Here is a 14975-nt window from a genome sequence, read left to right as displayed (position 1 = left end):
ATCCTTGCAGGTGGTCTGCGTGAAACCGGAGCATGTCGACGTTTCCATATGTTCCGTCAGAGCCTGCGGGCGCGGCGACTGAATCTGCGCCCGCCAGGGGAGTGAGCGCCTGTGCCGCCAGAGCACACGAGCTTGCATTCCTGAAAACAAAAAATCGGATCATACGTCATGACCAAGTCAGCCATCACTTCCCGCATTGTCCGCTACGGCGAGCTCCAACCCTGTAAAACCGCATTTATCGATGCCCATACGCCGGGCAGCGATCAGAAAGAGAATTTCACGATCATCGGCGGTGGCGTCTCGGAATCTCCGGATCAGCACGTGCACATCACCGACAAGATCGGCTTTAACATCGGTGCCGCGGGTCAGCCGCCGAAATGCCGGAACTCATTGCACAGCCACACAACGGCCGAGGTTTTCTTTGTTGCCAAAGGACGCTGGCGCTTTTTCTGGGGCCGTTATGGCACCGCCGGTGAGTTCATCGCCGAGGAGGGTGATATTTTCAACATCCCGACCGGCATCTTCCGTGGTTTCGAAAATGTTGGCCAGGACTACGGTATGATCATGGCAATCCTGGGCGGAGACGACGCGGGCGGAGGCGTCACGTGGGCCCCGCAGGTCATCGAAGATGCGCAGGCGCATGGTCTGATGCTGGGCGACAATGGCGTCCTGTACGACTCCAAAAAAGGGCAGGAGCTGCCTCATAATGTGCGCCCAATGCCCTTGCTGACCGAAGAGCAGTTGAAGGGCTATCCTGAGGTTCCGGTTGAGGATGTCGTCGGCAAATATGTTGCACGGTATTGGGATCTGATGGCGTTGTCGGCCAATAAGCCTGCGCAGGTAATTGGTGAGAGCGGGCTGATCAAGGATAAGCCGGGGTTTGCGGTAGACTTCCTTGGCCGGGGGTCCTCTGTGACCGAACCGATTGCGGCGGATAAACCTGTGGTTCTCATGCCAGCCAGCGGTCACTGGCATATCTCGATCGACGGGCACGAAACCACAATTTCGACAGGTGACACGGCTCTGGTTTTACCCGGTGAATCCTATAGCGTTCAGCCATCAATGACCGGGCAGGCGGGCCTGTACCGGATCACTGCAACCGATGAACCGGCAGGAGCGACCTGGACAGGATGAGCGCAGACCCGAACGACACCCAAGCCATATATGAGCGGCAAGCCACAGAGTATGACAAGCGCCGCTCAAAAGCCCTGTTCGAGGCGCGCTGGCTGGCGCGCTTCACGGCCAGCCTCAAACCGGGTGACCACGTACTGGATCTGGGCTGTGGCACAGGCGATCCCATTGCGCGCTGGTTTATGGCCGAAGGGTTTGATGTCACGGGTGTCGATTTTTCCGCAGCCATGCTGAACATCGCCAAAGAACGCTGGCCGGACGGGGATTGGCGGAAAGCTGACATGCGGGATTTTGAGCTGGATCAGCAATTCGATGGGATCATCGCCTGGAACAGTTTCTTTCACCTGACATCAGATGAGCAGAAGGGCTGCATCACCCGCATGGCGCGTCATTTACATAACGGTGGAATGCTGATGTTGACCGTGGGTCCACGCGAAGGAGAAGTCAGCGGCACAGTGGGGTCAGAGCTTGTCTATCACGCCTCGTTGTCCCCGGCCGGTTATGCAACGTGCCTAGAAGAGAGCGGGCTGCAATTGACCGGCTTTTTGGCCGAAGACCCTGAAACCCAAAGCCATACTGTGCTGATGGCACGAAAACTGTAAGGAGGTCTTTATGGCCGTAAAAACCACACATGTTGGGTCTTTGCCCCGAACACAGGACGTCGTGGATCTTATCTTTGTCAGGGAAAACGATGAACCATATGAAGCAGCCGCGTTTGACGCGTGCATGGCTGCCGCAGTCTCTGAAACGGTGCGCAAACAGGTCGAAGCTGGCGTTGATATAGTCAGTGACGGAGAGACTTCGAAGATATCTTATGCGACTTATGTCAAGGACCGCTACACCGGGTTTTCCGGTGACAGCCCTCGAAACGCGCCTGCAGATTTGAAGATGTTTCCCGGCTTTCTGCAGCGGCTGGCCAATGACGGCGGCACGCCGCAATACGCCCGACCAATGTGCACCGGAGAAGTGCGATCAAAAGGGCAGGGCGAGTTAGAGAAGGACATCGCCAACCTCAAAGCGGCTATGGCGCAGCATGGGGTCGAGCGCGGTTTCATGAATGCCGCGTCCCCGGGCGTGATCTCTCTGTTTTTGCAGAACGATTTCTACACCACGCGTGAGGCATATCTGGCGGCGCTGGCCGATGCCATGAAGGCGGAATACGAAACCATCGTGGCCGCTGGTCTGGATCTGCAACTGGATTGTCCCGATCTGGCCTTGTCGCGCCATATGCTGTTCACAGACCTTTCAGACGACGCGTTCGTCAAAATCGCCGATATGCATGTCGAGGCGCTGAACCACGCGCTTCAGAACGTCCCGCAGGATCGCGTGCGGGTGCATATCTGCTGGGGCAACTATGAGGGTCCGCATTGCTGCGACATTGCGATGGACAAGGTGTTCAACACCCTGATGGCGACCAAATCGCGCTATGTCCTCTTTGAGACCTCGAACCCGCGTCACGCCCACGAGTGGACCGTGTTCCGTGACCGAAAATCTGAGATACCAGATGACAAGGTTCTGGTCCCCGGGGTGGTCGACACCACCACCAATTTCGTCGAGCATCCCGAGCTTGTGGCCCAACGGATCGAACGTTTCACGGGAATCGTCGGCGCGGACCGGGTGATAGCAGGCAGCGATTGCGGCTTTGGCACCTTTGCGGGCTTCGGCGCGGTTGACCCTCAGATCGCCTACGCCAAGTTGGCCGCGCTATCTGAGGGGGCCAAGCTGGCCTCGGCATGATACCCGTGATCTTCTTGCCGGGCATGATGTGTGACGCCCGCCTTTTTGGCCCGCAGATCAACGCTCTGTCAGGCAGGATGCCGGTGATGACTTTCCCGTTGTCGCGACACGACAGCGTGCAAGCCATGGCAGATGACATTCTGCAAAATGCGCCGGCTGAATTCGCGCTGGCTGGCTTGTCGATGGGGGGGATCGTGGCCATGGAAGTATTGCGTCAGGCCCCTGCACGTGTCTCGCGCCTGGCATTGCTCGACACAAATCCACTGGCTGAAAAGCCAGAGGTCAAAGCCCGCCGCGCGCCCCAGATTGCAGCGGTTCGCGACGGCAATCTGAGGTCGGTAATGCGGGACGAGATGAAGCCCAGTTACCTGTCCGACGGGCCCAACCGGGGGGCTATCCTGGACCTGTGCATGGCAATGGCCACCGACTTGGGCCCTGACGTGTTCTTGCGCCAATCGCAGGCGCTGATGGATCGCCCGGACCAAAGCGCGACACTGACAGCTTACACGGGAAAGGCTTTGGTCCTGTGTGGGCAAGAAGACCGGCTGTGCCCCGTGGAACGCCACCAATTGATGCACGATCTATTGCCAGACAGCGCGCTGGAGATCATCGAAGGCGCCGGGCATCTGCCGACATTGGAACAACCCCAAAAAACCACAGCGGCCTTGATCCGCTGGTTGGAGGACACATGACGCCATCCCTTTTGTCCCTGCTTCGCAAGGTCGACACCCCCACGGTCTGCAATGCCATCGAAGTGGCACAGGGCAAGCGCGGGTTCGACGATTTTACGCGCGGTACCATGCTGTGTTCTGCGCCCGAAGAGCCCGCGATCGTCGGCTATGCCCGTACGGCCAAGATCGCGGCGGTCAATCCGCCGACTGAGCCGCCTGACGTCATCAAGGCCCGGCGCATGGCCTATTACAAATACATGGCCGAAGCTCCCAATCCGTGCGTCGCTGTGATCGAGGATATGGATTTTCCGGATAGCGTCGGAGCCTATTGGGGTGAAATCAATACATCCGTCCACAAGGGTTTTGGTATGTCCGGAGTCGTAACCAATGGCGTCATGAGGGATCTGGGCGACTTACCCAAGGGGTTCCCGGTCGTGGCAGGTTCCGTCGGGCCAAGCCACGGTTTCGTCCACGTCCGCGAGATCGATACACCGGTTTCTGTTTTTGGCCTGACGGTTAATCCTGGCGAATTGGTGCACGCCGACCGTCATGGCGCGTTGGTTGTACCCGGTGATGTCGTTGATCAGCTAGAAGCCGCAATCCAAAAACTATTGGTGACAGAACGCATCGTCTTGGATGCAGCCCGCCAACCGGAGTTTGATTTTGATGCTTTTGAGACCGCTTGGGCGGCTTTCGAAAAAGCCAGGGTCTGATTGTATGAGACTGAGAGTATGAATGCCGATGGGGTGGATCCGATGATTTACACCTAGGGTCAGGATGCATTGATTTTTGCTGCGCTGGATGATTCACGGTTCGGAAAACTGAGCGGTGACATGAGCTACCTTTATTGACTGACCGACGAGCAGATGGCCAAGCTCCCGCCTTTTTCCCGAAGCCGCACGGCAAGCCTCGGTTATATGACAAGCGGGTGTTGAGCGGGATTATCTTCGTCAGACGCAATGGGTTGCGCTGGCGAGACGCGTCGGAAGCCTACCGACCGCTCGGCTATTTCGTTATGGACACGTCAGTCATAGTTTGCCTGGAAAATCCCACCAAATTGTCTGAAAGCTGCCGCCGCGCTACACATAGTGTCAAATTTTTTCCGGAGTTTGGAAGGGAATTTCCGCACAAAGTATGGAACAATGATGGTGGATAGCATCGGATATCAAAAAAATATTTTTTTATTGAAATGGTTATTTGGGGGATTTGGTAGCGGAGGAGGGACTTGAACCCCCGACACGCGGATTATGATTCCGCTGCTCTAACCAACTGAGCTACTCCGCCATGAGTGAGAGGCGATTTAAGCGAGGGGCCGGAAAGGGTCAAGGGGGAAACACCGACTTACGGAGATTATTTTTGCCCCGATCAATCTGCTTTGGTTGCCTGTTGTGCGGCGACCCCAGGAGTATCAGCAATTCTACGAATGAAGGCCGCGCAGGCGTCGGGTGCGGTGATCGGGATCATATGGCCCAACCCTTCGATCTGTTCGTCGCTCAATCCGAACCGGGTCATGGGGGCACCGTTGGCGGCAGGTGAAAGAATGGCGTCCCGTGACCCGTACAGAATGCCGCCGGGTACGGACAAGTCGGTATAGCGGTCTACCTGGGCTCCGATACTTTCATCCACCCCTACAACATCCTGCGACGCGGTAATGAAGGCCGAAGGGCGCAACCCCAGCGCACCGCCGGCGCGGTCCAGAAAGTCATCTGGCGCGGGTTCCGGATAGAAAACGGCTCCCAATGTATGCGGGGCGGTCTTAGCCGATATGGGGACAGCGATCGTGTTGCCGATAAAGTTGCGCAACCACTCGGTACGTATTTCCAATGGTTTGAAAACTTGCGGCGTGTTCGACAGCTTTTGCGTCAACGGGGCGAGCAAAGCGAGCGCTTTGGTTTTCTCCGGGTGTTCCAACGCCATGGCCAGCGATACGGCCCCGCCCAATGAGTGCCCGACCAGAACGGCGTTGGAAATGCCTTTGGTGTCCAGAAACTCTTGAATCATGCGGGCCTGTTCGGGCAGGCGCCCAAGATCGGCGCTATCGCGGGTTGAGTATCCGCAGCCAGGGCGGTCGACTGCGATGACGTGATAGTCGTCCGCCAACAGGTCCATCAGAGAATAGGTGAAATGCTGCAACTGCCCCGCAAGCCCGTGGATCATGATGACTGTCTGCTTAGTGGGGTCGCCCATTTCCACGTAATGAATGCTGCCGCCGCGCACCGGGACAATCTGTCCAAGTTGCGGGACGCGCTGCAACCCCTGCCGGGTCAGTCGCCGGGTCCACAGGTTCATGCCGACAAAGAAGCCGCCGACCAGAAGGGCGATAACTAGAATTGTGGTCATCTCATCACTTTCCGCCTGAGAAAGGGGCAGGTTGGTATTGTTCCAGCCCGGATTGCGCCATGCGCTTTTCATACTCTGAAACGGTCCCAGGCCAAAGCGTCGTGTTCCGGCCCTGTGCATCCTGATACCATGAGGCGCAGCCACCCACCTGCCATACGCTGCCTTCGTGCCGTTCGCGCATCTCCTGTTCGAAGGCTTCCTGGTAGTCCGGGCGGGGTGTTATGATTAGTAGTCCGTCGCGGTTCATCTGGTCCAGCACTCGGCCGATGTGGCGAACCTGTGCTTCGATCATCAGCACAACCGAGTTGTGACCGAGGCCAGTATGTGGCCCGAGCAAGATGAAAAAATTGGGGAAACCTACGATGGCGGTGCCCAGATGTGCTTTCATCCCGTCCGACCATGCCTGGCGCAGTGTCAAGCCATCGGATCCCGTTATGTCGAGGCGCTCAACAACATCTGTCACATGAAACCCGGTGCCCCAGATCAGAACGTCGGCCTGTGTACGGCTTCCGTCAGATGAAATGATTTGATCGCCCTCAATTGATGCCACACCGTGCGGGAGAACCGTCACGTTTTCACGCGCCAGTGCCGGGTACCAATCGTTTGAGCTGAGGATGCGTTTGCAACCGATCCTATAGTCCGGCGTCAGCTGTTTGCACAAGCCTGGGTCGGCGATCGCGCTTTCCAACGATTTGCGCCACATCTTCATGGCAAAATTTACCATCCGTTTTTCGCCGCGGAACACGCGATGGCGATACTCGAAGACAATGTAAATCAGTTTCCGGCGTGCCCAAGGTAACACCGGGATGCTGCGGTAAAGGCGGCGTAACCACGGCGCGATTGGTCCATCCGGGCGGGGCAGGACATAGGGCGCGCTGCGTTGAAAGATTGTGACGTGTGCAGCAGTTTTCGCAATCTCTGGAACAAACTGGACAGCGGATGCGCCGGTTCCGACAACTGCGACGCGTTTTTCCTCAAGCGACGTGTCGTGATCCCACTCGGCAGAGTGAAAGCAAGGCCCGGGAAAGCTGTCCGCACCGGGTAAATCGGGGATGCTGGGCAGATGCAGCGCCCCTATGGCCGAGACCAGAAACCGCGCCGACCAGCGCTGCCCACTTTCGGTTTCCACCTGCCAGCGCATGCCGTCCCAGCGGGCAGATTTCAGCTGCTGACCGAAATGGCAAAGCTGGTAAATCCCCTCATCAAGGCAGACCTTTTTCAGATAGGCCTGAATTTCAGCGCCGCCCGCGTAGGCCCGACTCCAGTCCGGGTTCAGATGCGTTGCCATGGAATAGAGGTGCGATGGGATATCACACGCGACACCGGGATAGGTGTTCTCACGCCAAGTCCCGCCAATCTCATTCGCTTTTTCAAGGATCGCAATGTCCTTGATGCCGCGTTTGCGGGCCTCAATCGCCATCGTCAGGCCGGAAAACCCGGCGCCGACGATCAGCATATCGGTTTGATAGTCCATGCGCTCGTCCCTCCCAAAAGGACCGATATGGTTGGGTCAGACTATAGGTGCTGGATTGCGTGAGAACAGCTTCCCGTAGGGTCAGGCACGGTTCACGGTTTATTCAGCCGCGTAGGATTTCGCCATTTGGATCAAAAGGCGGCTCGGACAGAATGGTCGCCTTGTGCGGACGTCCCAATACCATCACCTCGACCTCATCCCCTGCTTTGGCATCGGTTACAAAGCCAAGCGCCAGAGACATGCCGACGGAATAACCATAAGCGCCAGAGGTCACGCGGCCGATACCCTGACCATTTTTGAAGATTGGCTCACCGCCAGTCGCGTCGGCGTTCGACGCGCTGGTGTCGGTCTCATCCAGTTGCAAAAGGACAAGCTGTTCGCGGGCTGGGTTGGCTAAAACGGCCTCGGTTGCGTTCTTGTTCAGAAAGTCTTTGCCGAACTTGCACAACCGATCCAGACCTACCTCATGCGGCCAGTATTCGGGGCTGTATTCGCGGCTCCACGACCCATACCCCTTTTCGACACGTAAAGACATCAACGCCCGGCTGCCAACCGGACCCGCGCCGAACTCCTGACCGGCTTGAAGCAGCGCGTCGTACAGGCTGGCCTGATCTTCGGTGGCGCAGTGCACCTCCCACCCCAGATCACCCGTGAACGAAACCCGTAGGGCCAGTACTTCGATTCCAGCCAGTTCGATTTGGGCGGATCGCATGAAGGGGAAATCCTCGGTGGCCAGCGAGGTATTGGTCAGGCGCTGCAATAACTCGCGCGATTTTGGGCCAGCGACGTTGAACCCGCACACGGCCTCGGTCCGGCTTTTGAATGTGGTGCCATCGGGCAGGGGGACCTGTTTGAAGAACCGTTTGTGATGCCGCTCGGCCAATCCGGATCCGATGATCCAAAACTCGTCATCGGCCACACGGGTTACAGTGAAGTCCCCGGCGATGCCCCCGCGTTTCGAGATCAGAGGCGTAAGACAGGACCTGCCGACCGATTTGGGCATGGTGTTGGTGAAAACAGCATTCAGCCAGTCCTCGCCTCCCGGTCCCTTGCAGACATATTTGGCAAAGTTCGAGATATCGATGATCCCCGCGCGCTCACGCAGCATCCGGCATTCCTCACCCACGGGTTCCCACCAGTTCTGACGGGTAAAGCCATTAGTGTCTTTGGTTCCTGGCGTATCCGCGAACCACAAGGGGTGCTCCCACCCTGCGTTCAGGCCAAACACTGCGCCTATTTGAGCTTGCGTGTCATAGATGGGGCGCGTGCGCGCTGGGCGGCCTGCGCTGCGTTCCTCGTTCGGGAAGTGGATCGCGAACCGGTGGGCGTACTGGTCCTGAACGCGGGCCATTGTGAACTCTTTCGTCGCCCAGTCATCGAACCGAGCCATATCCCAGGCGAACATATCGTACTGCGTTTCACCCTCGATGATCCATTGCGCCGCCATCAGGCCCATGCCGCCAGATTGTGAGAAGCCGGGGATGATACCGTTGCAACAGAAATAGCCGTCGACCTCGGGCACTGGTCCCATCAGCACGTTGCTGTCGGGCGACCAGATCATCGGCCCGTTGATAACCCGCTTGATACCGGCTTCACCCACGGCGGGCAGACGTTCGATGGCGTTCATCATATTCTCTTCGATCCGTTCCAGATCGTCGGGGAAGAGATCATGCGCGAAGTCGAGTGGCGTGCCGTCCTCGGCCCAGAATTTCATGTCCCTTTCATAGGCGCCAACCAGCAGGCCCTGACCTTCCTGCCGCAAGTAATACTCGCCGTCACGATCACTGACCGAGGGCAGCCGGGTGCCACGCGCTGCCACGTCCGCCATTGTTTCGGTCACGAAATACTGGTGCTCAGTCGGTTGTAGGGGCAGCTCAATTCCGGCAAGTTTGGCGACTTCGCGCCCCCACAGACCGGCGGCATTGACGACCCAAGGGGTGTGGATGTCGCCCTTGGGTGTTCGTATGATCCAAGTGCCATCTTCTTGCTGGTCAGTCGCCGTGACGGGGGTAAATCGATGGATCTCGGCTCCGCGTTGCCGGGCGCCCACCGCATAGGCATTTGTGACGCCCGAAGGGTCCACGTTGCCGCCGTCAGGTTCGTACATCACGCAGCGGATGCCATCGTAGTTGACCAACGGGTTCAGTCGTTGGGCCTCTTCGATGCTGATCTCATAAAAGTTCATGCCGTAAAGCTTGGCCTTAGCGGCCTGCAACTTCAGCTGATGTTCGCGTTCTTTGGTCTGCGCCAGATACAGCGAACCAGGCTGGAACACGCCGCAGCTTTGGCCGGTTTCGGCCTCAAGCTCTTTGTACAGGTTCATCGTATAGTGCTGAATGCGGCTGATATTGGTGCTGTCATGCAGCCCGTGGATGTTCGCCGCCGCATGCCAGGTCGAGCCTGACGTCAGCTCATCCCGTTCCAGTAGCACCACATCCGACCATCCCAGTTTGGTCAAATGATAGAGGATCGAGCACCCGATCACCCCGCCGCCAATCACCACCGCCTGTGCATTCGTTTTCATGAGCCTGCCGTATCAAAGTTGGTCCCGCGGCCATGTGTCATCATCGTAATGGCATCGGCAACGGACATAAATTTCAAGTTGGGTTGAGTGATTTTAATCTGAGGCTAAACTCAGAAATCTAGCTTATGCGCCCGGCCATATGCGACCAGCCGTTGGTTCAGCGCATCAGCTTCGGGCGCGCCGGATTCCAGCGCGAAAATGAAGGCATGTGTCAGGTAGAAACAGGCGGCGTCGATGTCTTGCATCGCTTCATGCTCATCCGCGGCTATCGTATAGCATCGGATCAGATCGGCATGATCATTTCGATCATGTGCGTCCAGCAAGAGGCGATCCAGCTCCTGTTTGTCCATGGGCGTCCCCTTCTACGGGCAACCGGTCAGCCACCCGGCGGCTGAACAATCCAAAAGGGTTACTCCGCGCGGCCGTTTTCAACTTGCGTCGCGACCCAATGGTGGAAGTTGTGCGTCGGGCCGTCCATCGCGGGCGAGAACCGACCGCCATCGAATAGCATTCCATGCCGGCCCTTTTGCATGCCTTCGACCACAAAGACATCCTCTTCGAATACCGTCTTCCACAGCTGCGCGTTCGAGGCACGCAGTCCATCATGCTGCGGAGTGTCATCAATGCTTTTGGCGTAGTACAGCTCGATATGTTCGACGGTGTTTTCCTGATCGACCGGCTCCAGCACAATGGCAAATACGTGATCGCGTTGCACACCCAACAGAACGTTTGGATAAACCGCAATATACTCTGCGCCTTCGTTCCACTTGTCGCTCAGCCCGTCAAAATCCGGGAAGGTTGCGCCGTCCTGATCTGTCAGTTGGCGGTAAACCAGGGTCCCTTGGCCCGAATACTGACCGCGCTCTTCGATGTTGTAGTGATCCTCCAGCCGCGAATAACTGTTCAGACCGGGATGCACCCATGGCAGGTGATAGCTTTCGCAATAGTTCTCGACCGCAAGCTTCCAGTTGGTCTTGACCTCAAGCTTGAATGAGGACGTTTCACCGCCGTGGAAGACGGGTTTCTCAAATTCCTTCCAACGTTCCAGCAGGGGGCCGTGGACCTCTTCGAACTCTGGCGCATTGCCATCGACATTCACAAAGATCACATCCCGCCAGACATAGGAGCGTACGCGAACGAGACCCAGGTCTTCGCGATTGACGTCTTCGTGCTTGTTCTGGCCGGGACCACCCACATGCGGGGTTGCGCGCAGCTCGCCTTTCAGGCTGTAGCACCAACTATGATAGGGGCAGCGGATCGCGCCGCCGATTTTGCGCGGCGTGTCCACCAGGATCATCCCGCGGTGGCGACAGGTGTTTTGGAAAACGCCAACCTCGCCGTCCTTGTCCCGGACGATCAGCAGCGGCATGCCCAGAAAATCGACCGGCTTTGCATCACCTTCTTCTGGTACGTCCTTGCCGAACCCGATGCCGGACCAGTTGGCATACAGCACAGATCGTTTTTCTTCGTTGAAAACGGCCGGGTCGACATAGTGTTCGTTCGGCAGGCCATTTGCGACATTTACATCGGCCAGAACGGAAGACAGCGCGCTATGCTTGTTCATCGGGCTCTCCTGAGGTTTTGCTGGATGCTATTAATCCCTATTGGCGGATCGAACCTGCTTGCCTCAATATCAGAAAAGCTCATCAGAGAGTGATTTCACCTAAACCGAACCTTCCTGAACCTCCTGAACGATCCAGTTCTTCAGGGCGCGGGCACTGTCTGAGAGTTCTTCATCAGGTCGCCCGACCAAATAAAACTGGTTCGGAGCGGGCACTTGATGCGTGCCAATCGGCACCAGTTTGCCTGATTGCAGCATGGGTTGGATCAGCCGCTGCCAACCCAGCGCCAGCCCCGCTCCCTTGCGTGCAAGCTGCAGCGCGACTGAATAGCTGTTGACACGGGATTCAATGGGCACTGTGCCATTGTACCCTAGCTGCTGAAACCATTCCGGCCAGGTGGTCCAGGTACGGTCTTCTGAATCCAGATGAATCAGCCGTTCAGACGTCAAATCTTCAAGACCGGTATCCGCCAGCCTCTCTGCCATCTCGGGGCTTCCAACCGGGACAAGCTGGTCGCGAAACAGCGGCGTATGTGACAGGTTCGGATCGGTGTCCCGACCGTAGCGAATGAAAAAGTCGACGTCTGGACGATCGCGAAAAGGCCGATCCTGTGACAGCTGATCAACATTGACATCGGGCATATCCCGCCAGAACCGAATGACAGCCGGAGATAACCACAACGCGGCAACCGCGGTTGTCGATCCTACAGTCACCTTTCCGGCGGTGGATCTGTCCCGGATCATGCTCAGCGTTTTCGAGATGCGCCCGAAGGACGTGGACAGTGCGTCATAAAGAGCCTTGCCATCCTCGGTCAGATCAACGCCGCGGTGCTTGCGTTGAAAGAGGGGTGTGTCCAGATCACCTTCTAGCGCCTTGATCTGGTGACTGACCGCACCGGGTGTAACGGACAGTTCAACGGCGGCGTTCTTAAAGCTCAGGTGGCGGGCGGCGGCCTCAAAAGCTGACAAGGTTGTCAGCGGCGGCAGGTTGTAGTGGCGTCTGGACATGGAAGCTGGTGAATCGTTTTTCGGGTTAGTTTAATTTTTATCAACTCAGTTTTAGTTTTTTTGAAGGTGAAAGCTATAGCGCTTTTGATGATTTGATGTTTTTCTGGCTCAAGTTAAAGGCGGATGTCGCATTTTTCGTCAATGCGTCGGTTCTGGCCGAATTTTGAACGGAGCGCCACTATAGTCAGTTCTACCAACAAACTTTGTGTTTTTCGGGCTTTTCGAGAGAATTTTCCGGGCGTCGCAAGACGGTACTGCGACACAATGATGTCCCGAACTGACAAACGGGAAAGGTCGAAAGGGGACGTGAAGGAGGCGCGAACCCATTCCCAGTTGGTAAGACCGAGTATCGCCTGATTGCACGGTGTGTTGAATTCAATGCAACTCAGAAGGCGTAAGACCATGCGGCGGTGCCGCATTTCTGAAACACAGAAACGAGACAAGAAAGAGCCGATACGTCTGCTGCAGCACCTTCCCCATCGTTCGAGGCGACTGGGCGAATAGCGTGAAGTGCAGAGACAGTATCGCAATTGATACAGCACCACGGAGGAGCAACATGTCGATACCCGAACCCTTTACGGATCTAGAGATAGAAACGGCCGATGCCGGATTCTATGAAAATTACAGCGTCCCAATCGCCCTAATCAGTAAGGGCATCATGGTTGCCCTTGTGCTATGGGCACTTGTCTTTCCGGCCAATGCCAATAGCACACTTGGCAGCTGGAACGGAAAGTTGCTGGAAGTCTTCAACAGCTTCTACGTGGTCATTGTCGGCCTGTTTGTCATCTTCCTCGTCATTGTTGCCATCCTTCCAACGACCGGAAAGCGGGTTATGGGAACAGCGGGCGAAAAACCCGAGTTTTCGAACTTCTCCTGGTTCTCGATGATGTTCGGAGCGGGTCTGGGTGTCGGCCTGATGGTTTTTGCCACCGCTGAACCGTTGGGCCTGTGGGGATCGAACCCCGAAGTCGTGGCCGGTGCAGTTGCAGGCAATGATCCAGAGTCCGTTCAATCCGCGTATCGGTATACTTTCCTGCATTATGGCTTTCATGCCTGGGCAATTTACGTGGTGACCGGCCTGTCGCTGGCCTACTACGCCTATACTCGTGACATGCCTCTGACCATTCGCGCGGCTCTTACCCCGCTTTTCGGTCGTCTGATGAACGGTTTTCTCGGCCACGTCGTTGACGTTCTGGGCGTTGTTGCAACGATCCTGGGTGTGTCCGTTACGATCGGGTTTGGTGTCAGCCAGTTCATCGACGGTCTGTATGCAATCACCGGCATGGAATGGATCATGGATTTTGGTGGTGAAGTACCCACGCCAAGCAAAGTTGGTCTGATCGCGGGTCTGGTTGTCATCATGGGTCTGTCGATTATTTCGGCGGTCTCGGGTGTTGGTCGCGGTGTTAAATACCTGTCGAACCTGAACCTTGTTCTGTCGATCATCCTGCTGGGCACCTTTGTGATATTCGGCTCGTTCGTATTCGCCATGACAACCTATGGCACAGCACTGTTTGACTACCTTCTGCACTTCCTCTCGCTGAGCTTTGGTGCATACGGTCCGTTGTCGACCGAAGCGTTTGCAGCGGCTCTGCCTGCAGAAGCGCAGGCGCATGCGGCTGATCTGGTGGGTGGCGCAACCAACGCATGGGGCAGCTTTGACGGCTTTAAGAGCGGTCTTGAAGGTGCTGCGGCTGAGTTGAGTGACGAGACGCTGGCGGCTGTTTACGCCGCAGGCGAGCAAGGCCGTCAGTTTGGCTGGCAGTCGGGCTGGACCACCTTCTACTGGGCTTGGTGGATTGCGTTCTCGCCGTTTGTGGGCCTGTTCCTGGCGCGCATCTCCAAGGGTCGGTCTGTGCGTGAGTTCATTCTGGGCTGCGTACTGGCGCCGGCGCTGGTTTGCTTTGCCTGGATGACTGTTCTGGGTGGTACTGCGATTGATCTGGAGTTGGCTGGTGCAGCTGAAGGCGCGATCATTGGCGCATCGAACACCAACAAGCTGTTCGTGACGCTCTCTTACATGATCGACGGAGGGCTTCTGTCCATGCTGAACGTCATGTGTGTGATCCTGATCATGACTTTCCTGGTGACGTCTGCGGACTCGGGCATTCTGGTTATGAACACCATCATGTCCGGTGGCAGCCAGGAAACCGGCGTCAAGCACCGTATCATCTGGGGTGTTATCCTGACAGCTGTGATCGGTGCGCTGATCTTGGCCGCTGGTGAAAACAACCCGATGGACGCGTTGCGCAATGCGATGATCATCGGTGCTCTGCCCTTTACCATCGTGATGGGCCTGATGATGGTTTCGCTGACCAAGGCGCTCTATCGTGATGGTCGGCGCGACAAGCACACTGATGCTAGCACGCAGGCCGCAGAATAAGCGCAGGTCTTAATGCCAAAACAGACGCCGCCCCATTGGGGGCGGCGTTTTTCGTTCCGGGTGTCCATGTCGTTTCCTGCAAACAGATATCGCAATCAGTGAGGTGCGCCGGCGCCGAATCCGTCAGTCTGACCAGCAAGATTGGA

General features: G+C 56.8%; 12 protein-coding genes, 1 tRNA gene and 1 pseudogene. 7 read left to right on the top strand and 7 right to left on the bottom strand.

Annotated features, from left to right (window positions below; translation table 11 throughout):
- The first annotated feature begins 168 nt into the window (after positions 1-168).
- The 6 genes and pseudogenes from AC2FJC_RS18500 to AC2FJC_RS18475 form a co-directional block, all read left to right on the top strand.
- Entirely contained in the window at positions 169-1134 is a 966-nt protein-coding gene (locus tag AC2FJC_RS18500; protein WP_496740679.1) for a cupin domain-containing protein, read from the top strand.
- Entirely contained in the window at positions 1131-1733 is a 603-nt protein-coding gene (locus tag AC2FJC_RS18495; RefSeq protein ID WP_496740677.1) for a class I SAM-dependent DNA methyltransferase, read from the top strand. Before AC2FJC_RS18500 ends, AC2FJC_RS18495 begins: the two co-directional genes overlap by 4 nt.
- Positions 1734-1743: 10 nt before the next feature.
- Entirely contained in the window at positions 1744-2868 is a 1125-nt protein-coding gene (locus AC2FJC_RS18490; RefSeq protein ID WP_496740675.1) for a cobalamin-independent methionine synthase II family protein, read from the top strand.
- Positions 2865-3560, top strand: a complete 696-nt coding sequence (locus AC2FJC_RS18485) for an alpha/beta fold hydrolase (protein ID WP_496740673.1) — start codon at positions 2865-2867, stop codon at positions 3558-3560. Before AC2FJC_RS18490 ends, AC2FJC_RS18485 begins: the two co-directional genes overlap by 4 nt.
- Positions 3557-4252, top strand: coding sequence for an RraA family protein (locus AC2FJC_RS18480; RefSeq protein ID WP_496740671.1), 696 nt, complete (start codon positions 3557-3559; stop codon positions 4250-4252). The genes AC2FJC_RS18485 and AC2FJC_RS18480 overlap by 4 nt, the downstream gene beginning before the upstream one ends.
- A 153-nt stretch (positions 4253-4405) precedes the next feature.
- Positions 4406-4539, top strand: a pseudogene (locus AC2FJC_RS18475) (IS5/IS1182 family transposase); the annotation flags it as partial.
- Between the two features lie 207 nt (positions 4540-4746).
- On the opposite strand, the gene AC2FJC_RS18470 reads toward AC2FJC_RS18475, so the two are convergent.
- From AC2FJC_RS18470 to AC2FJC_RS18440, 7 genes are all read right to left on the bottom strand, one after another.
- Positions 4747-4823 (bottom strand) — tRNA-Met (locus tag AC2FJC_RS18470).
- 81 nt (positions 4824-4904) lie between these two features.
- Complete coding sequence (locus AC2FJC_RS18465; protein ID WP_496740669.1) at positions 4905-5879, bottom strand: alpha/beta fold hydrolase; 975 nt, start codon at positions 5877-5879, stop codon at positions 4905-4907.
- A gap of 4 nt (positions 5880-5883) precedes the next feature.
- The gene (locus tag AC2FJC_RS18460) at positions 5884-7353 is read right to left on the bottom strand and encodes a flavin-containing monooxygenase (RefSeq protein WP_496740667.1); all 1470 of its coding nucleotides are present in this window, start codon (positions 7351-7353) and stop codon (positions 5884-5886) included.
- Between the two features lie 103 nt (positions 7354-7456).
- On the bottom strand, positions 7457-9877 hold the full coding sequence (locus AC2FJC_RS18455; RefSeq protein ID WP_496740665.1) for a GcvT family protein: 2421 nt from the start codon (positions 9875-9877) through the stop codon (positions 7457-7459).
- A gap of 110 nt (positions 9878-9987) precedes the next feature.
- Positions 9988-10227, bottom strand: a complete 240-nt coding sequence (locus tag AC2FJC_RS18450) for a hypothetical protein (protein WP_109310771.1) — start codon at positions 10225-10227, stop codon at positions 9988-9990.
- 59 nt (positions 10228-10286) lie between these two features.
- Positions 10287-11441, bottom strand: coding sequence for an aromatic ring-hydroxylating oxygenase subunit alpha (locus AC2FJC_RS18445; RefSeq protein ID WP_496740663.1), 1155 nt, complete (start codon positions 11439-11441; stop codon positions 10287-10289).
- A gap of 99 nt (positions 11442-11540) precedes the next feature.
- Positions 11541-12446 carry a LysR substrate-binding domain-containing protein gene (locus tag AC2FJC_RS18440; protein WP_496740661.1) on the bottom strand — a complete coding sequence of 302 codons (906 nt, stop codon included), beginning with the start codon at positions 12444-12446 and terminating at the stop codon, positions 11541-11543.
- Positions 12447-13002: 556 nt separating this feature from the next.
- Here AC2FJC_RS18440 and AC2FJC_RS18435 point away from each other — a divergent pair.
- Complete coding sequence (locus tag AC2FJC_RS18435; protein WP_496740659.1) at positions 13003-14829, top strand: BCCT family transporter; 1827 nt, start codon at positions 13003-13005, stop codon at positions 14827-14829.
- Positions 14830-14975: the final 146 nt, after the last annotated feature.

The sequence above is a fragment of the Ruegeria sp. CDSB117 genome, assembly GCF_059611005.1.
The sequence above is the reverse complement of the archived record's forward strand: the minus strand, read 5'-3'. Positions and strand labels throughout refer to the sequence as shown.

Bases quoted from the DNA above. Each gene is read 5' to 3' on its own strand.
- AC2FJC_RS18465 (WP_496740669.1), bottom strand. From the start codon at position 5,879: ATGACCACAATTCTAGTTATCGCCCTTCTGGTCGGCGGCTTCTTTGTC.
- AC2FJC_RS18445 (WP_496740663.1), bottom strand. From the start codon at position 11,441: ATGAACAAGCATAGCGCGCTGTCTTCCGTTCTGGCCGATGTAAATGTC.
- AC2FJC_RS18435 (WP_496740659.1), top strand. From the start codon at position 13,003: ATGTCGATACCCGAACCCTTTACGGATCTAGAGATAGAAACGGCCGAT.
- AC2FJC_RS18460 (WP_496740667.1), bottom strand. From the start codon at position 7,353: ATGGACTATCAAACCGATATGCTGATCGTCGGCGCCGGGTTTTCCGGC.
- AC2FJC_RS18480 (WP_496740671.1), top strand. From the start codon at position 3,557: ATGACGCCATCCCTTTTGTCCCTGCTTCGCAAGGTCGACACCCCCACG.
- AC2FJC_RS18495 (WP_496740677.1), top strand. From the start codon at position 1,131: ATGAGCGCAGACCCGAACGACACCCAAGCCATATATGAGCGGCAAGCC.
- AC2FJC_RS18455 (WP_496740665.1), bottom strand. From the start codon at position 9,877: ATGAAAACGAATGCACAGGCGGTGGTGATTGGCGGCGGGGTGATCGGG.
- AC2FJC_RS18490 (WP_496740675.1), top strand. From the start codon at position 1,744: ATGGCCGTAAAAACCACACATGTTGGGTCTTTGCCCCGAACACAGGAC.
- AC2FJC_RS18440 (WP_496740661.1), bottom strand. From the start codon at position 12,446: ATGTCCAGACGCCACTACAACCTGCCGCCGCTGACAACCTTGTCAGCT.
- AC2FJC_RS18500 (WP_496740679.1), top strand. From the start codon at position 169: ATGACCAAGTCAGCCATCACTTCCCGCATTGTCCGCTACGGCGAGCTC.
- AC2FJC_RS18485 (WP_496740673.1), top strand. From the start codon at position 2,865: ATGATACCCGTGATCTTCTTGCCGGGCATGATGTGTGACGCCCGCCTT.
- AC2FJC_RS18450 (WP_109310771.1), bottom strand. From the start codon at position 10,227: ATGGACAAACAGGAGCTGGATCGCCTCTTGCTGGACGCACATGATCGA.